Source organism: Roseiflexus castenholzii DSM 13941, from assembly GCF_000017805.1.
Lineage (GTDB): Bacteria > Chloroflexota > Chloroflexia > Chloroflexales > Roseiflexaceae > Roseiflexus > Roseiflexus castenholzii.
Window position 1 is genome coordinate 3,760,488 of the sequence record NC_009767.1, and the last position, 20,698, is coordinate 3,781,185.

Annotated in this window: 19 protein-coding genes; 5 read left to right on the forward strand and 14 right to left on the reverse strand. The window is 61.3% G+C overall.

From position 1 onward, the window contains the following. Positions 1-118 precede the first annotated feature (118 nt). From accB to RCAS_RS14975, 4 genes are all read left to right on the forward strand, one after another. Positions 119-667: an acetyl-CoA carboxylase biotin carboxyl carrier protein gene (gene accB / locus RCAS_RS14960; protein ID WP_012121385.1), complete on the forward strand. Its 549-nt coding sequence runs from the start codon at positions 119-121 to the stop codon at positions 665-667. 50 nt (positions 668-717) lie between these two features. Beyond that, complete coding sequence (gene xseA / locus RCAS_RS14965; protein WP_012121386.1) at positions 718-1,899, forward strand: exodeoxyribonuclease VII large subunit; 1,182 nt, start codon at positions 718-720, stop codon at positions 1,897-1,899. Positions 1,900-2,120: 221 nt separating this feature from the next. Beyond that, entirely contained in the window at positions 2,121-2,363 is a 243-nt protein-coding gene (gene xseB, locus RCAS_RS14970; RefSeq protein WP_012121387.1) for an exodeoxyribonuclease VII small subunit, read from the forward strand. Further along, the gene (locus tag RCAS_RS14975) at positions 2,360-4,234 is read left to right on the forward strand and encodes a hypothetical protein (protein ID WP_012121388.1); all 1,875 of its coding nucleotides are present in this window, start codon (positions 2,360-2,362) and stop codon (positions 4,232-4,234) included. Before xseB ends, RCAS_RS14975 begins: the two co-directional genes overlap by 4 nt. Positions 4,235-4,466: 232 nt before the next feature. Here RCAS_RS14975 and RCAS_RS14980 read toward each other — a convergent pair whose 3' ends face one another. From RCAS_RS14980 to RCAS_RS15045, 14 genes are all read right to left on the reverse strand, one after another. Further along, positions 4,467-5,390: an AEC family transporter gene (locus RCAS_RS14980; RefSeq protein WP_012121389.1), complete on the reverse strand. Its 924-nt coding sequence runs from the start codon at positions 5,388-5,390 to the stop codon at positions 4,467-4,469. 104 nt (positions 5,391-5,494) lie between these two features. Then, a complete protein-coding gene (locus tag RCAS_RS14985; RefSeq protein WP_012121390.1) occupies positions 5,495-7,150 on the reverse strand; it encodes a spermidine synthase in 1,656 nt (551 codons plus the stop codon). Positions 7,151-7,264: 114 nt separating this feature from the next. Beyond that, positions 7,265-7,522 carry a YggT family protein gene (locus tag RCAS_RS14990; RefSeq protein WP_012121391.1) on the reverse strand — a complete coding sequence of 86 codons (258 nt, stop codon included), beginning with the start codon at positions 7,520-7,522 and terminating at the stop codon, positions 7,265-7,267. A 153-nt stretch (positions 7,523-7,675) separates the two neighbouring features. After that, on the reverse strand, positions 7,676-9,019 hold the full coding sequence (hisD, locus tag RCAS_RS14995) for a histidinol dehydrogenase (protein WP_012121392.1): 1,344 nt from the start codon (positions 9,017-9,019) through the stop codon (positions 7,676-7,678). Further along, entirely contained in the window at positions 9,019-10,035 is a 1,017-nt protein-coding gene (gene hisG / locus RCAS_RS15000) for an ATP phosphoribosyltransferase (protein ID WP_012121393.1), read from the reverse strand. The genes hisD and hisG overlap by 1 nt, the downstream gene beginning before the upstream one ends. Then, positions 10,035-10,562: a hypothetical protein gene (locus RCAS_RS15005; protein WP_157042662.1), complete on the reverse strand. Its 528-nt coding sequence runs from the start codon at positions 10,560-10,562 to the stop codon at positions 10,035-10,037. Before RCAS_RS15005 ends, hisG begins: the two co-directional genes overlap by 1 nt. Positions 10,563-10,593: 31 nt before the next feature. After that, positions 10,594-11,526, reverse strand: coding sequence for a Uma2 family endonuclease (locus RCAS_RS15010; RefSeq protein WP_012121395.1), 933 nt, complete (start codon positions 11,524-11,526; stop codon positions 10,594-10,596). Between the two features lie 10 nt (positions 11,527-11,536). Beyond that, positions 11,537-12,334 carry a Uma2 family endonuclease gene (locus RCAS_RS15015; RefSeq protein WP_012121396.1) on the reverse strand — a complete coding sequence of 266 codons (798 nt, stop codon included), beginning with the start codon at positions 12,332-12,334 and terminating at the stop codon, positions 11,537-11,539. Between the two features lie 70 nt (positions 12,335-12,404). Further along, positions 12,405-13,664 carry a DUF58 domain-containing protein gene (locus RCAS_RS15020; protein WP_012121397.1) on the reverse strand — a complete coding sequence of 420 codons (1,260 nt, stop codon included), beginning with the start codon at positions 13,662-13,664 and terminating at the stop codon, positions 12,405-12,407. Further along, on the reverse strand, positions 13,661-14,617 hold the full coding sequence (locus RCAS_RS15025) for an AAA family ATPase (RefSeq protein ID WP_012121398.1): 957 nt from the start codon (positions 14,615-14,617) through the stop codon (positions 13,661-13,663). The genes RCAS_RS15020 and RCAS_RS15025 overlap by 4 nt, the downstream gene beginning before the upstream one ends. Positions 14,618-14,632: 15 nt before the next feature. After that, positions 14,633-15,214, reverse strand: a complete 582-nt coding sequence (locus RCAS_RS15030; RefSeq protein WP_012121399.1) for a hypothetical protein — start codon at positions 15,212-15,214, stop codon at positions 14,633-14,635. 313 nt (positions 15,215-15,527) lie between these two features. After that, complete coding sequence (locus tag RCAS_RS15035) at positions 15,528-16,403, reverse strand: DUF4129 domain-containing protein (protein WP_012121400.1); 876 nt, start codon at positions 16,401-16,403, stop codon at positions 15,528-15,530. 3 nt (positions 16,404-16,406) lie between these two features. Then, on the reverse strand, positions 16,407-17,861 hold the full coding sequence (gene hisZ, locus RCAS_RS15040; RefSeq protein WP_012121401.1) for an ATP phosphoribosyltransferase regulatory subunit: 1,455 nt from the start codon (positions 17,859-17,861) through the stop codon (positions 16,407-16,409). A gap of 100 nt (positions 17,862-17,961) precedes the next feature. Next, positions 17,962-19,692: a sensor histidine kinase gene (locus RCAS_RS15045; protein WP_012121402.1), complete on the reverse strand. Its 1,731-nt coding sequence runs from the start codon at positions 19,690-19,692 to the stop codon at positions 17,962-17,964. 47 nt (positions 19,693-19,739) lie between these two features. Here RCAS_RS15045 and RCAS_RS15050 point away from each other — a divergent pair, with 47 nt between their 5' ends. Next, positions 19,740-20,693: an A/G-specific adenine glycosylase gene (locus tag RCAS_RS15050; RefSeq protein ID WP_012121403.1), complete on the forward strand. Its 954-nt coding sequence runs from the start codon at positions 19,740-19,742 to the stop codon at positions 20,691-20,693. Positions 20,694-20,698: the final 5 nt, after the last annotated feature.

Sequence of the window (20,698 nt, forward strand, 5' to 3'; positions counted from 1 at the left end):
GAAGACAAAGCCATGATACGCTGCGTTGCGCCGTTCCTGAAATATTCCTGCTCCATGTTATAATTGCGTTGTGAAAAGTCTCTCATATGCAACTGCGCAGCAGGAAGTGAGAAGCACTATGAACGAAGGCGAGCGCGATCTGACCATATCAATCGAGGAGGAGTTCGGTCTGAGCGCTGTGCGCGAACTGTTGCGGATCATCAGCGAAACGGACGTCAGCGAAATCTCGATTGAGCGTGGAACGACACGACTCCACATCAAACGTGGACCGTCTCTCCATCACCATTCGCCGGCGCCGATGTTCATCACGCCATCGACCGCCGCCCATGTGCAGCCATCGGCGCCGCCCATCGGCATGGTGCAGGCGCCGGTGCAGACGCCGCCGCCTGTCACACCTGCTCCAGAACCGGATGCATTGCCGCCAGGAAACATCATTGCGGCGCCGATGGTTGGAACGTTCTATGCAGCGCCATCGCCGAAGGATCCGCCCTATGTCCAGGAAGGTGATGTCATTCATGTCGGCGACCGGGTTGGCATTATTGAAGCCATGAAGATGATGAACGAGATCGAAAGCGAATTCGCCGGTCGGGTGGCGAAGATTCTGGTCCAGAATGCACAACCGGTGGAGTACGGACAACCGTTGATGGTGATCGAACCGTTGTCCTGACAATAATGCCATCGCTCAAGGAGCATTCGAGGAAGTGACGGTGCATTCCCATGCAGTTGCTGACCGTTTCTCAACTCAACATGTACCTGCGCGACCTGCTCGATGCCGATGATCTGCTCCGTGACGTGTGGGTCGAAGGGGAAATTTCGAGTTTCAGCCGTCACTTTTCCGGTCATTGCTACTTTACGCTGAAAGAAGGCGAAGCACAGATCGGCGCGGTGATGTGGAAGTCGGTCGCTGCACGTCTGGCGGCTCTGCCGGCCAACGGCGAAGCGGTGCTTGCCCATGGGCGTGTGGCATTCTATGAGGTGCGCGGTCAGGTTCAACTCTACGTCGATACGCTGCGACCGGCAGGCATCGGGCTGTTGCAGGCGCAGTTCGAGCGCCTGAAGGAGCGCCTCGCTGCCGAAGGTCTGTTCGACCCGTCGCGGAAACGTCCGCTGCCGCTCCTGCCGCACCGCATTGGTATCGTGACATCCCCCACCGGTGCGGCGCTCCAGGATGTGCTCAACATTCTGCGTCGCCGTTATCCGCTCGCCGAGATTGTCTTCGCGCCGTGCCGGGTGCAGGGCGCAGGCGCCGCTGAGACGATCATCAATGCGTTGTATGCCCTGTACGAAACCAATGTGGACGTCATCATCGTGGCACGCGGCGGCGGCGGCGCCGAGGACCTCTGGACGTTCAACGACGAACAGGTGGCGCGCGCTGTGTTTGCCAGCCCGGTTCCGGTTGTGAGCGGAGTAGGACACGAAACCGACACGACCCTGATCGACTTTGTCGCTGATGTGCGCGCGCCTACCCCCTCCGCTGCTGCGGAACTGGTATCTCCCGATATTGTGGCGCTAACCGACGATATTGCCCATATGCGCAACCGTCTGGAGGCTGCGATGACGCAACGCCTGGCAAACGCGCGCGAAACGATTGATCGCCTGAAACTACGCCTGAGTCTACGGTCGCCGGAGAGCCGCATCCGTCGTGACCGTCAACATATCGATGAACTTCTGCGCCGCGCGACGTCAACGCTGGAGCGTCGTCTCATCCTGGCACGCACTCGTCTTGATGGCGCGCGCGGGCGGCTCGAAGCCCTCAGCCCGCTGGCGACACTCGCACGTGGTTACGCCATTGTTCAATCGCCCACGGGGACGCTGATCACCGAGGCTGCACAGGTCGCGCCTGATGATCGCATTGAGATCATTGTGCGACGGGGGCGTTTCCACGCTCACGTGGAGTAAGAGCGCGATCAGGTTCCGTTGTTGCCCTGCGTCCTGCCTGCGATGGTGCAAACGGCGAACCGCATGACCCGATTCTGCTCCCATCTCACGTTCATGTACCATGGCATAGTGTGACAAACAGCGTCGCACGTCTGACTGAGAGACGCGGCATTGTGCGCGCATGCAACCAGACAACGCCATATCAGCAAGATATGCACGGAGTGAAAGAAACAGGCACAGAGATGACGCAGACAAACGAACGGTCTCCCGGTGAGGAGTACGAAACGTTGTACTCACGCTTGCAACAGATCGTCGAGCAGCTCGAGACCGGCGATCTGCCGCTGGCGCTGGCGCTGGCACTGTATGAGGAAGGGGTTGCAACTGCCGAAGCGTGCCAACGTTTGCTCGATCACGCGGCGCTGCGCGTTCGCACCTTGATGGATGGCGGTGACCAATCGCTGGCAATGACGGAGACGGATGAGTGAACGTCGAAAAAGTGCATCGATACCCGCGCCATTTTACTGTTACCATCGAAATATTGTCGGCCATCACCGTTCTTCTTGCTACGGCGCTGCTGGGGCGCGACCTGCTGCGCCTGCTCTGGTCGACCTATACCCTCGACACTGCCCTGTTTGCCCGTTTTCCCTGGCTCACCGATCTGGTCCTGCTCATTTCCGACGCCAATACGCCTCCGCCATCCGGTCTCGCGGATCTGTTGCCTGCGCTCGGGTGGATGGCGTTGGCGCTGGCAACCGCCCTTCTTCTTCGGAACAGTATGCCGACGGTACGCACCAGTGCGCGCGGCATGCTGGTAGCGTTTGTCAACGACTGGCTGCCGGTACCATGGGAAAATATTCGCGCAATCAAAGTGACCGAGTCCGGTGATCGCTACGTGCTGCTGGTTGAAACCGACCGCGGATGGCTTACCGGATGGCATCGCTGGTACAGTTTCATCTATCGTCTTGGATTTCGCCCGGCGTTTCTGATTACGTCGCAGATCAGCGACTTTGATGAACTGGTCAAGACGTTGCTGAGCGAAGCGGATCGCGCAGCGCGCACGCTGGCGACAGCACGACGCATCAAATTGCAGGAAGACGCCAGTTCACCATTGTTCCGGCTTCTGCTCAGCCCGACGGCGTTTTTTACGCAACGCGCGCCGCGAAGCGATGCACCGCCTGCTGTGGCAGGCATTTCCGGCGATGTTGTGATTGGCCAGTATCCCCGACGTATCCGCGCAACACTGACCTGGACTGCGGCGCTCATCGCCGGTGCGGCTATCCTGCGGTACCTGACACTCGCGCTGACTTTCCTGGCGATTACTTTCCCCTGGGTGCGTTCGCTACCGATCATCGATCAACTCGATCTGCGATTGCTTCCCGCGCCCTGGTGGCTGCTCATCGAGGCGCACATTGTGCTCTTGTTCCTGATCGGCGTGGCATCGGTCATCTATCATGCGCTGCCCACCGTAGAAGCGCGCAGTGAAGGGTTGATCGTTCATCGATGGCGCGGCAGGACGCTTGTGCCCTGGTCACGCCTGCGGGTCATGAAGGTCACCGAGTTTTCGGAAACCAGCCAGATAGTGCTGATCCAGGTTGCCGGCGGATTGCCGCTGGATACCCGCTTCGTCAGTATGGTGTACGATGGCAGCCTGTCGCCGGGCATTCTGATCACCTCGGCGATCGGCAATGCCGACGCATTGCTGCAACGCATCGCGCTGGAAGCCATGCGATACCATGAGGCGACCGACGATACCGCGACAGCCCCGTTCCAGAGTGATGCTCGTTCGGACCTTTTGTTGTTAAGTGTGCAGTCGAGCAGGGCGGTCAACCATCTGGTCGAAGAGTTGCGCAACGATCCCGATACCCAGGGGTTCACCACCCGACGATTCTTGCGCCTTCTGCCCACTGCCCTTGGGCTGGCCTCATTCCCTGCGCTGATATTGTTCGCCGATCGTTCGTTCGTTCAGCATATTCTCCCGGATGGACGCCTGCTGGGAGCAATGGTTGTGCTGCTGCTGCTGGCGCTGCTCGAATGGCCGCTGGTGTCGCTTGCCGCCGTTGCACTCGATGAGATGAGCGGCAGCAGCGAGGACGGCATGCGCCCCCTCTATCTCTATCCTCAGACTCAACAACCGCGCCTGTTCCTCATGCTGGCTGCGCTGATCGCCTTGCTGCTCGGCGCGCAACCGCTGGCGGCACTCCTCTGGTTGGGCGCCATCGGCTGGTCGTTCTGGCTGGCGGCAGGTTTGTGGAGCGCATTGTACGACTGGCGCGGCGGGCAATTGATCGGCGGAGGGTTGCTCCCGGTCGCCTTTCAGTTGCTTCTGCTGATCGGGTACCTGGTGGTGCGGGTGTAGGAGTCAGGAGTCAGGAGTTAGCATAACATGCACCCTCGCGCCTCTCGCCTCTCACCTCTCACCTCTCGCCTCTCACCTCTCGCCTCTTGCCTCTCGCCTCTCACCTCTCGCCTCTCACCTCTCGCCTCTCACCTCTCACCTCTCGCCTCTTGCCCCTCTCGCCTCTCACCTCTCACCTCTCGCCTCTTGCCGCGCCACGTTCAACGTTCGACATTCAACGTCTCTCGGCTGCTTACCGCAGGACCGTGAGCAACAGTGTCAGCGTCACGAGGCTCAAGAGCGTTGTCACTACCACAACCCCGGCGACGAAACGCGGGCGCGCATTGAACTCGAGTGAATAGAGCACCATATTGACGGCGGATGGCATGCTGGCTTCCAGCACAACAACGCGCAGTGCAAGATCATCGAGCGCGAGCGCGCGCGCGATCCCATACGCCAGGATCGGCGAGACCCCAAGACGCAGCACCGCCACCACCGCCGTCAGACGAACATCCTCCACATGGGTTCCGTTCGCCAGTTGCATACCGAGCAGGAGGAGGAGTAATGGCAATGCAGCATCAGCCATCAGCGCGATACCCCGAAAGACGCTCCCCAATGCGTCGCTGCGATGCGGCAGATCGATCCCGCTGAAGCGCGCCAGCAACCCGATCGCAACGGCATAGATCTGCGGCATAGCGAACATCTGACGCACGGCGTGCTTGAGATCGCTCCGGCCAGCGCTGGCAATCGGCACCGCCAGCGTCTGCGCCAGGATCGTCTGCGCGATGAAATAGAGCAACGCCCGCTGAAAACCGGCTTCACCAAACGCAAAGCGACTCGTCGGCAACCCATAGTTGCCTGAGTTCATGAACATGACACAGAGCAGGAGCGCCACGATACTGCTGCGCTCCAGACGCATGACCATCCCGGTGATCAACCCGATGATCCCTATTCCCAGACAGACCGCCACCGAAGCGGCAATAATGCGCAACGCCTCGCCGCCTGCCACGTCGATCCGCACAATCGTCGTAACGATCAGGGATGGACCAAGCACATACATGCTCAGTCGATTGAGCGAGGGGAGATCGAGATCGAAGCGCCGCCGCAGCGCATAGCCGCTTGCCACAACGATGGCAACGGGCAGCAGAACATCGACAAAGGCGGAGAGAAAAAACATGCAACGCGCCTGCCCGTCCGTATCAGGAGAGGGGCTGATCAAAAAAGATACACGCGCGAGGGTGCAGGAGGGAGATTCCCCTTTCTGACACACACCATAGCCGGTTAGCGTGTCAAGGCATCGAAGATCAACGAATCGACCAGGCGCTCAACCGGAGCGCGATCATCGGTGAACGGCGCATACGTCGCAGCAGGCTGGCGCGTTGGAACATACACGCGCTCAAGGGTGCGCCGTAGCGCCGGATGCTCGATGCGCGCATACGCATCGAGCAGGTTGGCGTAGCCATCGCCAACGTTGCGGTTCACGCCAATGATGATCTGATTGCTCAGGTGCGCCGTTTCAATCACAATCACCTGTGGAAACACCTGTTCCATCGTTGCGACAATCGCCCGGCTCAACCGATCGTCACCGTCGGGTCCCAATCCCGCATTCACCACTGCCACGCCGTCGGGCGCGAGATGCTGCTGAACCAATCGAAAGAATTCAACCGTTGTCAGATGAAATGGAATGTAAGGCTGATGATAGGCATCCATCCCAATCACATCATAGACCCCGCCCCTGGTCGCCAGCCAGTAGCGCGCATCTTCGGCGTACACCCGATAATTCGGATGATCGGGACCGGTTGCAGCATCGCGCATATTGAAGAACCGCCGTCCTACATCGATAATCATCGGGTCGATCTCGACGGCATCGATATGGGTGTCGGGTCCGAAGATCGCCAGAAATTGCGCCGGCGTCGTCCCGGCTGCCGAGCCGAGCATCGCCAGACTACGCACCGATGCCGGATCGCGCCCCGGCACAACAAATGGCGCAATGGCGAAATAGTCCCACGGACCGCCGCCGGTCAGTGTATCGAGGGGATCGCCATCGTATGCAGTATTGTAGATCGAATGGACTGCCAGCCCTTCGTTCAGCAGGAGGACGACCTGCTGACCATACTCCGGGTCCTGACGAGTCGCAACCTGAATGTAATTGTAGGGCGATTCGTACTCGGCGATCAGCGTGCATCCATCGCACCCGGCGCTTTTGATCGGTCCCGACGAGAAGAACGTATACCCCGCCAGGGCTGTCGTCAACGCGAGCGCCAGGAGCGCCCCCCAGCCGCGCGCACCAAGAGCGCCAAGCGCCACGAGCAAGCCAGCGTACACATAGGTCGTTGCGGCGGCGCCGATCGCAGGAATGAGCACCAGGACGGTGAGGAACGTTCCGATAATCGAACCGACAGTCGAAATGGCGGACACTGTTCCGGCAGTAGCGCCTGCCACGCTGACGCCTGCTGCGGCACGGTGCAGTTGCAGGCGCACCGCAAACGGTCCGACCATTGCCAGCAGCGTCACCGGCACGGCGAACAACGCCAGCACACCAAAGAGGGCGCCGATAAAGCCGCCGACCGCGAGGTGTGCGACTGCGCGCTGCGCAAAACCGAGAATAGGCGCAGCAAGCGGCGGAATCAACGCGGTTGCAACGCCGGAGAGCAGGACCAAACGGTAGAGCAGGCGCTCGTCGGGATAGCGGTCGGCAATTCGCCCGCCAACATGATACCCGACTGCCAGGTAGACCAGCGTCAGACCAATGACCGCAGCCCAGATCGGTTGCGATGTGCCAAAGTAGGGCGCAAGCAGACGCGAGGCGATCATTTCGACGCCAAGCGTGCCAACACCGCACAAAAAGACCGTACCCGCCAGCACGGATGCGGTGCGCGGCGCCGTATTTACCGTCGCATTCGTCTCTGGCGATGTAACCGTAGCCTCATGACTCATGGATAGAACTTTCCAGGGAGGCGCATTGACCAATGCCAGGAGCACACCCTTCTGCCCCATATGCGCTCTGCAACCGGGTCAATCATGAGCGACGCAACGATGTCCTGGCAGTGGTCACAGAGCCGAGCGGATCAACAGACTGATGGCTTGCAACAGCAACATTGCGATGATTGGCGAAAAGTCGAACATCATCGTCTGTGGCAAAATGCTGCGGATAGGGGCAAGCACCGGTTCGGTCAGATCGCGCAATACCTGTGTGATCCGCATATTGCCCAGTGGATCGACCCACGAGAGCAACACGCGAAACAGAATTGCCAGCGACAACACTTCAATCAGGAGAAAGATAAAACTTTCAATAAAACTCGACGGCATACCGCTCCGCCTCCTTACGCGGCGTTGGTTCGGGATGTCTGCATTATACCAGACCTTGACCCTTAAGAACTGAGAACTGAGAACCGAGAACTGAGAACCGAGAACTGAGAACCGAGAACTGAGAACTGAGAGCCGTGGCGTCATCAAAAACCTTCAATCTTCAGCGTTCAACTCCATCCGCACCCGCACTGCGGCTGCGTGCGCCGCCAGTCCTTCGGCGTCCGCCAGGCGCGCCGCAGCCGGACCGATCCGCCGCAGAGCGGTATCGTTCAGCGCCACGAGCGAGATAACCTTGCGAAAATCGTCTACATTAACAGGCGATGCAAAACGCGCTGTTCCGCCGGTCGGCATAATATGGGAAGGACCGGCCACATAATCACCGAGAACCTCAAACGAACGTTCACCGAGAAACACACCGCCAGCATTGCGCACCTTGCCAACGTAGCGCCATGGATCATCGACGAGCAGACAGAGATGCTCAGGCGCGTATTCATTGGCGACCTCGAAGGCGGTCTCGAGATCGGGAACCAGCACAATCCCGCCGCGCCCGGTAACGGCGGCAGTGGCGGCAGCGGCGTTTGGCTCCGGCAGCGCCTCCAGCTGGCGCGCGGCTTCCGTCTGCACCTGCGCAGCAAGCGCACGATCCGGTGTGATCAGGATGGCAGAGGCGAGCACATGCTCCGCCTGCGCCAGCAGATCAGCGGCGACCAGGCGCGGATCGGCGTGCGCATCGGCAATCACCAGCGTCTCCGTTGGTCCTGGCAGCGCTTCGATCCCGACGACGCCATACACGGCGCGCTTTGCCAGCACCACAAACAGGTTGCCAGGACCGACGATCTTATCGACACGCGGCACGCTTGATGTTCCATATGCCATTGCTGCAATCGCCTGCGCCCCGCCAAGCGCGAATACCCGTGCAACGCCAGCGGCAGCGGCGGCGGCGAGCACAGCAGGATCGACATCACCATTGCGCTGCGGCGGCGTGCAGACCACCAGTTCTTCCACCCCCGCCACCCGCGCCGGAATCGCAGCATGGAGCAGCGACGACGGAAGAGGCGCCGCGCCGCCGGGAACATAGATTCCAACCCGTTGTAATGGGGTGACGATCTGACCCAAAGCGCCTTCAGCGCCGAACTCAATCCATGAAGTGCGCAACTGGCGTTGATGGAAGCGTGTCAGTTCATGAATCGCCAGTTCAATCGCGCCGCGCAGATCGGAATCGAGGCTGGCAAGCGCAGCCGTGCAGCGCTCCAGAGGAACTTCCAGCGGACCGGCATAATCGTCGAGACGCTGCGACCAATCGCGCAAGGCATCGTCACCCCGTTCGCGCACATCGCGCACAATGCGATCCACCGCTTCGGCAGGCGTCAATCGTGCGCCAAACCGCTGTTCAATCGCATGCAGCAGCGTCACCGGCACATCGATCTCATCGAAGGGCGCCCGCCGCAGAATCGTGCGACGGGCAACAGAAAGGTCGTCAAAGATCGGAATAGTCATCAGGTTTGTTCCTCAAGCAGCGCAATCAGGCGTTCATAACTGCTACAGGTCGAATCGAACACGTACTGCGCTGGCATCACTGCGATCGTATCGCCGCCCAGACGGCGCAGGTGCGCCGCCAGATCGAGCACACGCTCCTGCGGCACGAGCAGCGTCACCATATACCACCCGGACACGCCCACCGCGCGCGGCGTACTGGGCCAGACCAACGCAATCGTCGGTCCCTGGACGCCTGCCAGATCGGGGCGGGCAGCCACCCGCCGACCGACATCTTCTGCCGACTCACCGGCAATGTTCGCCGTCACCTGAACGAACCGACGCGCCCGCCGTCGCGCTTCGACGAGTTCCAGCACCGTGCGGGTCGCTTCCAGCGCCGCAGGATTGGCGCGCAGGCAACGACGACTGGCAATCAGGCATGCCTGGGTGCGAAGAATCGGATCGCCGACGATCTTCAACTGATTATCACGCAGAGTCACGCCGGTTTCGGTGATATCGACGATAATGTCGGCATAGCCAAGACCGGGTGCGGCTTCGGTTGCGCCTTGCGACTCAACCAGACGGAAGTAGTTAATGCCGTTTGCATAGCAGAAACGGCGCGTCAGCGATGGATACTTGGTTGCAATTCGCAGCAGTCGCCCCTGACTGTGCAGTTCCACCGCCAGGTCCGCCAGATCGTGCCAGGAAGTGACATCGATCCAGGTCTCTGGCACGGCAACAACCAGTTCGGCAGCGCCATAGCCAAGATCGTCGAACAGCACAATCAGATCGTCGCGGTCGCCGTGCAGTTCTTCAACCAGGTCGAGACCGCTGATGCCGAGATCGATCTCACCCGCCGCCACTTTCTCGACGATGTCGGTCGGTCGATGGAGCAGCACATCCGCGCCAGGGAGAGCGCGGATAGAAGCCGTGTAGCGCCGTGGATTCGGGCGCGATACGCGCAACCCGGCGCTCTCGAGAAAGGCAATCGTGCCATCGTACAGACTGCCTTTCGATGGTATGGCAAAACGAAGCGTCATCACTGGCGCCAATCCTGAGTCATCCGGCGTAATAGCGTCACGATTCGACTGAGACCAAGAACCGCAAGCGCCCCAAGGATCAATGCGCCAATCGCACCGATCTCAAAGCGCACAACCGATGCAACGCCGCCAACGCCAAGCGACGCCCCGGCGACGAGCAGCAGACGAGCGGTGTGAATACGCCGAAGTGCATGTTCATCGACAACACGACCAGCCTGGTTCAAACGTCGTTCCAGGTCATCGAGGTTCCAGGCAACCAGCGTCATCACCAGCCCTGCAAGAGAAACGAACGGTGCAACCTGAACGAATGTCGTCCCAACTGCAACGATGAGCATCCCCGGCAACGCAACGACACGAGTCCAGCATCGTTGAAGGACAACTCCCGCCACCCATATGCCGCCCAGCGCCGCCGACGCCAGCGCAAAAAGCGTTTCACCGGACACAATCAGCCCGCCGGTCAGACACGCTGTTGCCAGCGCAATCGCGCCAATAACCGCAACGATTCCGATTGAATGCAAAGTGCGCATATGCTCAAATACCGTATCCGGCATTATTGCGCTATACGATGTTGTCGGAGTTGTCGGGATCGATTCCCAGCGCTCGTAACCGCGCTGCCAGACGTGCCGCCCGCGCTTCGGCTTCCGCCCGCGCCGCTGCCTCCGCCGCCGCCCGCGCTTCGGCTTCCGCCCGCGCCGCCGCCTCCGCCGCCGCCCGCGCTTCGGCTTCCGCCCGCGCCGCCGCTTCCTGCTGCGCCCGTTCCGCCTCCCGCTGCGCCCGCGCTTCCGCCTCTGCCGCCTGCCGCACCACCGTCACATAGTCGCCGAACGCCTCGCCGCGCTCGTCGTAGCACACCACATGATCGCCTTCGACTCCCAGCCACAATTCGGCAATCACCAAAGGCGCCCGTCCTGCCGCATCCGGCGCCCGCAACCGATACCGTCCCTCCTCCAAACGATAGTCGAGCAGACGCAAGCGCCGCTTCCCCCTCCGCCCTCCCACATCGTCTACGATCACGTACTGCGCCACCCCCGCCTGCGCATAGTGCCGCACCTTGACGTGCAGGTCATTCACGCGCGTCTCCGGTGAGGTGATTTCGATGATCAGCGCCGGACGCGCCCCTTCCGCCGCCACCTCGAACGTGCTCCAGTCCTGGCGTGCTGCCATCCCCGGAATGACCATCACATCCGGTCCGTGCGCCCGCAACTCCGGGATGTCCCACGCAATGCGCACATCGCTCAGCACAATCGCGGCTCCCGACGGCTCCAGGCGCGCCCGCAGCACTGCTGTCAGATACATCCGGTCGGTCTCGTGACGGTCGCTGTGCACGATAAAATCCCCCACTTCCGGGTGCAGCACGTCCTCCAGCGTGAGCGGAACCTGTTCCAGGTGATCGGGGTCGTCCGGCGTGGGGCGCGGTACCAGGCGCCATCCGTAGCGAAACGGGTCCCCGGCAGGTATGGTCGGCGTTGATTGCCGGCGTGTGATGGTCATCGTGTCCCCCTCATTCCGTCTGTGACGAACCGCGCAAACGGCGCAGTTCCGCCTCGAGCGCGCGGAGACGTTCTTCCGCTTCTGCCCGCGCCGCCGCCTCCGCCGCCGCCCGCGCTTCGGCTTCCGCCCGCGCCGCCGCCTCCGCCGCCGCCCGCGCTTCGGCTTCCGCCCGCGCCGCTGCCTCCTGCTGCGCGCGATCCGCTTCGCGCTGCGCGCGCTCCTCCGCCTCGGCGCGCGCCCGCACCACTTCCTCAAAGGTCAGAAATGGACGACCATCTGGATAGAAGAGGGTGACACCTTCTTCCGTCACGGCAAATCGGACTCCCAAAAGCGGACTGGACCATCCATTCATGTCATCAATGACATGCAGCCGCTCACCCTGACGCATCCAACCGGCCACATCGCCGTGCTGCGGGTCGATCACATAATACTCGCTGACGCCGTAGCGCTCGTAAAACTCAAGTTTGCGCGCCATTTCACTGAATGTGTTGCTAGGAGACAGTATTTCAAAGACCACCTGCGGCGGCTGTCCGCCCTCTTCCCACTGAAGATATGCGCCGCGATCCCCTTTGGGCCGCCCGATGGCAACCATAACATCCGGCGCGCGGCGAATGTCGGGGCGCCCTTCCACCGGATACCATAACAGATCACCCGCCACGAAAACATCCGGTCGGTCGGCAAAGAGTGCAGCCAGATTCCCCTGCACCACAACAATCCAGCGAAACTGCAACGTGTTGTCCGCCATTGGTTGCCCATCGCTTTCGGGATAGATGATCGTCGGTTTTGTCTCAGGCGCTGCTACACTCATCGTCGTCTCCCTTTTCCTCATCGGTAAACGATTTCAGCAGGTGCAGTATAGCACAAAATTGCGACACCGGTCAGCGCTGGAAGTGTGCCAGCGCCTGTGCCAGTGGCGTCTCGACATCCCAATCAACGATGCGCACGCCAGCCAGCAGCAGGCGTTGCAAGAGCGCCTGACGTTCGACGCGCGCGATCCGCGCCGCAAGATCGGCGACAGAACCGAGTGTTTTCGCTTCGAATGCCACCGGATCAGGGCTGACAATCAGCACCTCGTACCCGTGCGCGCGCATATGAAGGATCGGCGGCGCATCACCAGGTTGCAGCGGGCTGACCAGAACAATCTGAGAGCGTGCCGGAAAGAGACGGGTGGGAATATCCGCCAGACTTGCAAGCGCGGCGCGATCCCCGGTGCGCGCCTGCGCCAGCGCGCGCAACACCTTTTCGCGCTGAATCCTGCCATAGCCGGGAAACGTCCATTCGATCGCATGACCGTAGATCAGCAGCCCCACCCGGTTCCCCTGACTGATGAGCGCATCCGACAGCGCCGCAACAGCCTGCACACTATACTCGAACAGCGTATGATTGGTTCCCTGCACATCACTCCCGCGGCGCGCATCGAGGATGATGCCAATATCGGCGACGCGCTCCTGCTCAAACTCGTTGACGTACAGCGAACCGGGAAAGCGCGCCGTAGCACGGTTGTTGATCCAGCGAACCGGATCGCCCGCCTGATACTCGCGTACACCGAAGAACTCGACGCCTGCCCCACCCTGTCGCGCTGGAATGGTTCCTGAGAAGATGCGGGTGCGGCGCGGACGAATGCCGAGGCGGGTCAACCGCACGACCTCGGGCATAATCAAGATTTTGCCCGGCGCTGCTACGGCAACGGTGCGACGACCAAGCCCCAGGCAATCGCTCACCGTCGCCTGCACGCCATTGAAATGATAAAAACCGCGCATACCGCGCACCGTGTAGGCGAGAGTCACGGTCGCACCCGGCGCCAGCAGCGTCAGGCAAACAGGTTGTCCGCCGGTCAGTTCCAGTCCAGCAGGGAGAACGTCTGCGATCAACACCGGCGTCGGATACAATCCATGGTTCGTGACAGCGACATGCACATCGATCATTACTCCCGGTAATGCGCGTTCTGCGCTCAGGGTTCGTGTCGCCCGCAACTGAAGATTGGTTGGCGTATCGAGCAGTGCAGCGCCGACAAAGATCGCCGGAGGAACGGCAAGCATGATCAGCGCACCATTGAGCGTAGCAAGCCCCAGCAGCGCCAATCCGAACGCCAGCGCACTAAGCCCGATCAGAGCACGATTGTCGAACAGGGCAGTCATCGCATAACCGGCGCAGGAGTCGCGTGGAGCACCGATGCAAGAATCTCATCGGCAGCGCGGCGTTGCATCCAGAGATCGGGGATCAGAATGAGCCGGTGCGCCAGCGCAGGGCGCACAAAGACCTTGACATCATCGGGAATGACGAAATCGCGACCATCGAGTGCTGCGCGCACCCGCGCCAGTTTGAGCAGCGCCAGCGAACCGCGCGGGCTTGCGCCGACTGCCACTCGCGCATCGGTGCGGGTGGCGGCGACCAACCTTACGATATAGTCTTCGATGTCGGCATCGACATACACATCTTCAATAGCGTTACGCACTGCCAGCAGTTCTGTGGCGTCGGTCACCTGTTCGATGATGGCGTCATCGCTGCGGCGCTCGCGCCGGCGACGGAGGATTTCGCGCTCTTCCTCGAGCGACGGATAGCCGATTGAAAGTTTCATCAAAAAGCGGTCGAGTTGGGCTTCGGGGAGCGGGAATGTTCCCTCGTACTCAATAGGATTTTGCGTCGCCAGCACCAGGAACGGCTCCGGCAGCGGCATCGTTTCGCCTTCGAGGGTCACCTGGCGCTCCTGCATTGCTTCGAGTAACGCCGACTGCGTCTTGGGCGATGCCCGGTTGATCTCGTCAGCCAGCACCACATTGGCGAAAATCGGTCCACGCCGCAACTCGAAGCGCTCCACGGCACGGTTGTAGACGTAACCGCCGGTAATATCGCCCGGCAACAGATCGGGCGTGAATTGAATGCGGCGAAACTCAAGACCAAGCGCAGCGGCGAAACTGCGCGCAATCAGCGTTTTTGCCAGACCGGGGTAATCTTCGAGCAAGACATGCCCGCCAGCCAGCGCCGCCGCCATAATCTGCTCGAGTACGGACCGCTTTCCGACAATCACTCGTTCGACCTGTTCGATCACACGCTGCCCGAGGGCGGCGACATCAGTGTAATTCTCGGACATAGACTTCACACATCATTACTGGTCGCGCACGAGACGTTCCACGGCGAAAACCACCTGTTCCAGATCGACATCGAGCGGCGACGGTTCTTCCCGCTGAAATAGTGCGCGCTGGCGGGTCCGGTATGAATCAGCGCCGGCGCGAAGAAACGCCACAACGTCCTGTGGCGCGTCGATGGCGCCGGAGACGATGCGCTGCCGGGCAATGCGCAACTCGATGCGCTCACGCGCTGCAATTGTTTCCGCCAGCAGCAGCATCAGGCGCTGCGCCATGCGCCAGCGCGAGTAGTCATGCCGTTGTGCCAGCGCCACCAACCGCAGCCATTCATAGACGCGCCCACGCAGCGCAGTATCGGTATCACGGCGAACCTCTCCACGCCGTCCGCCCCAGATGCTTGCCAGCGCGACAATGCTTGCGGCTGCCACGAATACGAGCCAGATCATTCCCTGCGGGATGCTCTCGAAAATCCGCATCACACCCCAGATCAGATAGAGCAAGGGCGTAATCAGGGCATCTTTGAGCAAGCCGCGAATGCCCAGAGCGACGATCTCCACGACCGCCGCCAGCGCCAGGATGACGATCAGACGTTGCCGCCACATGCCATTGCTTGCTTTCGTTCAGAAGCCTCCCCGCAGGCTCCATGATTTTATGATTGAGTCCACTGCACACCGGCTTCACCACCAAGGACCCGAAGCGCACGAAGGCGCAGAACCATGAAGCGCATGTCCTTTGTGTCCCTTGGTGACCTTCGTGGTTCGCCTTGTGCCGTGAAGTCATGGATGGGTCCACTGCACACCAGCTTCACCACCAAGGACCCGAAGCGCACGAAGGTGCAGAACCATGAAGCGCATGTCCTTTGTGTCCCTTGGTGACCTTCGTGGTTGCTTTTTGCAGTGAAGTTCCGACAAGCACTCAGCGCTCGCCGCCATGCGACTGATAGACATCGACGATCTCCCGCAGACATGCCTCCGCTTCGCGCGCCTCACGCGGACCAGGGGCGCGCGGGCTGTAGCGCACTGCCTCAAACAGTCGTGTCAGGCGCCGAATATGGGTCGCTGCAAGTCCGGTGCGCGCCAGGCGCTGTTCGAACTCGCGCGCCGTCATATCGGGATCGCGCACGATCCCACGTTCCGTGTGCAGCAGACGCATCATCTCGACGTAGCAGCGCGTAACCGCATCACGCACATCGCCGCCCGCTTCGAGGTCGCGCAGAGCAGCCTGCGCGCTGGCAGCAATCTCTTCTCCAATGGTCGTGGCGGCGCGTTTCGGGAAACGCCGCACGATCCACCAGACCGCCAGCACCATACCCGCTGCCATCGTCAGGCTAATGATGCTGACCAGCCACGCTGGGGGATTGGTCACTAAGTCGGGCGGAACAACAATGTCTGGGATTTCCGCTGGCTGATTGGACGCGCCGGCCACCTGCCCCGGAGCGCTGCGCGGCTCGAAGAGCGGCGGTTGCAGGTTCGCCATGAGCAGGTAGACCGTCAGCATCACGAGCAGATAGATCGGCAGGTTGCGCACCAGCCAGCGCCGGAAATCGCGCGAGAAGATCATCATCACAACAACGAACACCCCCAGCGCGAGCACAGCGATTCCCACCCATTCCATACTGCCGAAACTGACAGGAGCGGATGGACGCCCCAGCGCAGGAGGCGTAAACAGATCATACGGGAACGGCTTACCCGGCTCCAAACGCACCGAGGGCAGCGCAGCCGCGAGCAACGTCAGCGCACCGAGCGTGACGATCAGCCACCCTGCCAGGCGCCAGCGCATCCATTGCGACATGTACTACTCCTTCGCCTGCGGAATATCGCCCAATGCGATGCGATACTCCTCGTGGCGCTCCAGATCACGCCAGACGACGCAGCGTTGCGCGCATTCGTCCGCGCCAACCACGACGACAAACCGCACCCCGCGACGCGCGGCATCGCGCAGATTGCCGCTGATACCGCGCATCCGCACGTCGGTCATCGCTGTGTGCCCACGCAACCGCAACAGCCGCGCCACTTCCAGCGCGTAGGGGTAGACATCATCGTCCGTTGCGACCACCAGCGCAACCGGCGGGCGGGACGGTGCAGCGACCGGTGATGCAACCGCCACCACTCGTTCCAGACCATAGGCAAAACCGACGGCAGGGGTTGGTTGGCGTCCGCCCAGTGCGCTCACCAGATCGTCGTACCGTCCGCCGCCACACAACTGCAAACCATCGCCAGCATAGATTTCAAAGATCATACCGGTGTAATAGTGTAACCCACGGCCCAGGCCAAAATCGAGCCGCACCCGATCCAGCGCCACGCCATGCGCCGCTGCCAGGCGCAGGATCGCGCGCAATTCGTCGAGACCGGTCACCGCATAATCACGCAGCATCTCCTCTGCCGCGCCAAACGCTTCGTTCGGGTCGCCTTCGACCCGACACAGACGCTCAAGCATCTGTAACGCCCGATCGATCTGATCGCGGGACTCACTCCGGCGCAACTTCCGCACCAGGCGGCCAACAATCGCCTCCGGAGGGCGGGTTCCGAAACGGAGATTGACCCCGATCTCACGCAGCGCGTGCAAGAGCAGGGCTTCGGCGCGCTGATCGTCGATCCCGTCCAGCAGCGCCGGATCGAGCGGCAGTGCCGTAGCAGGCGCATCGAACTCTGCGCGCACTGCTGCCGCTCCATGCTCACGCAACCGTTCGAGCCGCCACGCCAGCCGGCCCTGCGCGCGTTCACTCAATCCAAGAGCGGCAAGCAGCGAGCGAATAAGTCCGATATGACCGATCCGCACCGTGAAATGCGTCACACCAGCAGCAGCCAGACCTTCGCACGCCAGCGCCAGGCATTCGGCATCGGCGCGTGGCGCCGCGCCGCCGATCAATTCGACGCCGACCTGGGTGAACTGCCGATAGGTAGCGCGTTGGGGTCGTTCGTTGCGAAAGACCGGACCGGCATAGCGCAGGCGCAGCGGCAGCGGTTGGTCCTGCATGCGCCCCACATAGGCGCGCAGCACCGACGCCGTCCATTCCGGGCGCAGCGCCAGATCGCGCCCGTTGAAATTGAACTCGTAGACTTTCCCGACCAGTTCTTCGCCAAGTTTGCGCAGATAGAGATCACGATACTCGATAATTGGCAGATCGACGGGTTCGTACCCCCAGGCAGCCAGCACACGTTCGATTGCCGCCGCCGCCGCCGTCTGCGCCGCCGCCTCGGACGGCAGTACGTCGCGCATGCCGCGCACAGTATCGATATTCGATCCCACAGAATGGCAACTCCATCCAGATATGGACGTATGAACAGGAGCATACGTTTTGCCCGGCGCAAGCGGCATTGTACCCGATCTGGCAGCAGGTCACAACCAATCAGAGATCGGGCAATCGGATGCGGAAGGTCGCACCATCGCCGGGAAAACTACTGACCTCGATGGTTCCGCCATGGGCAGTGACGGCCATTTTGCAGAATGCAAGCCCAAGCCCGGTGCTGCTCTGACGGAGGGAACGGCTCTCGCCTGCTGCCCCAAATGGCTCGAAGAGACGTTCAATACGTTCTGGAGGAATGCCGGGACCGGTGTCGGCGACTTCGATGACGGTTTGTTCCCCGCGATCGGGATGCGGTTCGCGCCAGACGCGCAGCGTGATGAGCGTTCCGCGCGGCGTGTGCTTGATCGCATTCGAGAGGAGGTTAAGCAGAATGCGTTTCAGAATTCTGGCATCAGCCCGTATCAGCGGCAGCGTCGGCGATACGTCGAGGATCAGCGTCTTGGACTCGTAGAGCAGCCATCCGGCAAGTTCATCGGCGCACTCGGCGCAGAGAACGGGCAGCGACACATCACCCAGGCGCAATCGCAGTCGCCCCTCGTTGTACCGGATCAGATCAAGCAAGTCGTCAACAAGACCCGCCAGATCACGTCCATTACGCAGTGCGCTATCGATCAGGGATCGTTGCGACTCGCTCAGATCCGCAGCGCTCAAGAGTTCCAGGAACCCGATCAGCGCCGTCAGCGGATTCTTCAAATCGTGAATGACCATCTGCGCCAGCAAAGCGGTGTTACGCTCGCTCCGACGCAGCAACTCGTCGAGTTGCGCCAATGCCTCACGCTGCCGCCGCTCACGCGCTATGGCAAGCGCCAGACGCTCCAGTGCGTCGATCTGCGCATCGGATAAGCCCGCCTCGCGCTGAAAGCGGATGCGCGTGTCAGGTGGGAACGGATCGCCGCGTTCCAGTGTTTCGATCACCACATCCATCGCCGCGACTAACACCGGACGCGCCTGTTCGTATGCAGCGCGTTGCATCAGGTTGCGCTGGCGTTGACTGCGTACTTCGTAGAGGAACGCATACGCAATGAACGCCATACCGGTTGCTATGGCGAAGTGGCATAGCCAGAACGGAACGTTGAACGCCGAGGCAGTGAACAGGCGCGCAAGCGCCGCTTCACCGAGCAATACAATGCCCGCCAATAAGGCAAACGAGCGATGAAGCGACGATTGCCGGTATAATTGAATATATCGCCAGAGCGCAATGCCACAGGCAACGATGGTGACGGAAGCGCCGATAAGCCACGCAGCGGCGTGCTCCGACGTTTCCAGAACGATCGACCAGAACGCGCCGGCAATCAGCACAAGAGCGCTCAATGCCAGGAGACGCGGCCACTGTCGGCGCAGTGGATCGCGCGACCGGGAGAGTGGATCAAAGGCGCCCAACACGAGAAAGGTACTGACGATCACCTGCCCGATGATCGGCAGATCCGGTCGCGCATTGGGCAGCGCAGCGTCGACGAGAGCGTGGATCAGAAAGATTGCTGCGCCGCACAAGAGGCCCAGGCCGGTTGCCAGGGCGCGTCCATCGAGCGCCTGAAGCGCCGCGATGATCACCGCCAGCGCCACTGCGATGCCCGACACGGCAACAGCGGCAACCAGCGAGAAGTACAGGACTGGCGACATCACAACCCGACGATCCAGGTCAGGAAAGACGTTTACAAGCGCCAGCATGATCGGCACAATCAAAACGACGACCGTCCAGCCTGCAATGACCCACCATGGCGTCGGTTGATTGGAAGCGGGAACGGACGGCGGATCGGCGGGCATGTGAGACATTGGAACTTACTGTTTTTTCATCACAACGGTACCATAGAGATAACGCTATGACAATACATAGGAGTATCGATCAGAACCACGAACATTCATTAAGTCTTAACGATCTCCATCAGGCGCTTTTGAAGTGGTTCAGCGAGGCGGCGCGCGATCTTCCCTGGCGCCGCACCCGTGATCCATACCGCATTCTGGTGGCAGAAGTAATGCTCCAGCAAACACAGGTTGATCGGGTGCTGCCGAAGTACGCAGCGTTCCTCGAGCGTTTTCCGACATTGCACACACTGGCGGAAGCGCCAACTGCCGAGGTCATCCGTATGTGGGCTGGTCTGGGTTACAATCGGCGGGCCGTCAATCTGCAACGCGCGGCGCGCGCGATCTGCGCGCGCTACGGTGGCGTTTTCCCACGGGATGTCGCTACCCTGGTCACATTGCCGGGCATCGGGTCCTACACCGCCGGCGCGGTTGCCTGCTTCGCCTTCGAGCAGGATGTAGCGTTCATGGACACGAACATTCGGCGCGTGATCCGGCGCGTGTTCACCGATCCGACGGAAACGGTCAATGAACGCGCGCTGCTGGCGCTGGCGCGCGCGGCGCTTCCCGTCGGTCGCAGCTGGATGTGGAACCAGGCGCTGATGGAACTGGGGTCGCTCGTTTGCACCGCCGATGCGCCGGCATGCTGGCGCTGCCCGTTGCGCGATCAGTGCCGCGACTATGCTGCGCGACGCGAATCGGACGAGCGTTTTGCGTCCGCGCCGGTGCGCAAGCGCCTCGCCGAACGTCGTGAACGCCCGTTTATCGGCTCGAATCGCTACTTCCGTGGGCGCATCATCGAGGCGCTCCGCATGCTTCCGTCTGGCGCGACCTTCGCGCTGAACGATCTGGGACCGCAGGTGCGCCCGGAGTACACACCCGACGACGAAGTATGGCTCACAACGCTGATTCGTGGGTTGGAACGCGATGGACTGGTAGTGTGGACCGAGACGGGGGTACGGTTGCCGGAATAGCGCAG

Excerpts from the sequence above, each read along its gene's own strand:
- RCAS_RS15015 (WP_012121396.1), bottom strand. The coding sequence starts at position 12,334 with ATGAGTGTAGCAGCGCCTGAGACAAAACCGACGATCATCTATCCCGAA.
- xseA (WP_012121386.1), top strand. The coding sequence starts at position 718 with ATGCAGTTGCTGACCGTTTCTCAACTCAACATGTACCTGCGCGACCTG.
- accB (WP_012121385.1), top strand. The coding sequence starts at position 119 with ATGAACGAAGGCGAGCGCGATCTGACCATATCAATCGAGGAGGAGTTC.
- RCAS_RS15020 (WP_012121397.1), bottom strand. The coding sequence starts at position 13,664 with ATGACTGCCCTGTTCGACAATCGTGCTCTGATCGGGCTTAGTGCGCTG.
- RCAS_RS15030 (WP_012121399.1), bottom strand. The coding sequence starts at position 15,214 with ATGTGGCGGCAACGTCTGATCGTCATCCTGGCGCTGGCGGCGGTCGTG.
- RCAS_RS15045 (WP_012121402.1), bottom strand. The coding sequence starts at position 19,692 with ATGTCTCACATGCCCGCCGATCCGCCGTCCGTTCCCGCTTCCAATCAA.
- RCAS_RS14980 (WP_012121389.1), bottom strand. The coding sequence starts at position 5,390 with ATGTTTTTTCTCTCCGCCTTTGTCGATGTTCTGCTGCCCGTTGCCATC.
- hisD (WP_012121392.1), bottom strand. The coding sequence starts at position 9,019 with ATGACTATTCCGATCTTTGACGACCTTTCTGTTGCCCGTCGCACGATT.
- RCAS_RS15010 (WP_012121395.1), bottom strand. The coding sequence starts at position 11,526 with ATGACCATCACACGCCGGCAATCAACGCCGACCATACCTGCCGGGGAC.
- RCAS_RS15035 (WP_012121400.1), bottom strand. The coding sequence starts at position 16,403 with ATGTCGCAATGGATGCGCTGGCGCCTGGCAGGGTGGCTGATCGTCACG.
- RCAS_RS14990 (WP_012121391.1), bottom strand. The coding sequence starts at position 7,522 with ATGCCGTCGAGTTTTATTGAAAGTTTTATCTTTCTCCTGATTGAAGTG.
- RCAS_RS15025 (WP_012121398.1), bottom strand. The coding sequence starts at position 14,617 with ATGTCCGAGAATTACACTGATGTCGCCGCCCTCGGGCAGCGTGTGATC.
- RCAS_RS14985 (WP_012121390.1), bottom strand. The coding sequence starts at position 7,150 with ATGAGTCATGAGGCTACGGTTACATCGCCAGAGACGAATGCGACGGTA.
- hisG (WP_012121393.1), bottom strand. The coding sequence starts at position 10,035 with ATGACGCTTCGTTTTGCCATACCATCGAAAGGCAGTCTGTACGATGGC.
- xseB (WP_012121387.1), top strand. The coding sequence starts at position 2,121 with ATGACGCAGACAAACGAACGGTCTCCCGGTGAGGAGTACGAAACGTTG.
- RCAS_RS15050 (WP_012121403.1), top strand. The coding sequence starts at position 19,740 with ATGACAATACATAGGAGTATCGATCAGAACCACGAACATTCATTAAGT.
- RCAS_RS15005 (WP_157042662.1), bottom strand. The coding sequence starts at position 10,562 with ATGCGCACTTTGCATTCAATCGGAATCGTTGCGGTTATTGGCGCGATT.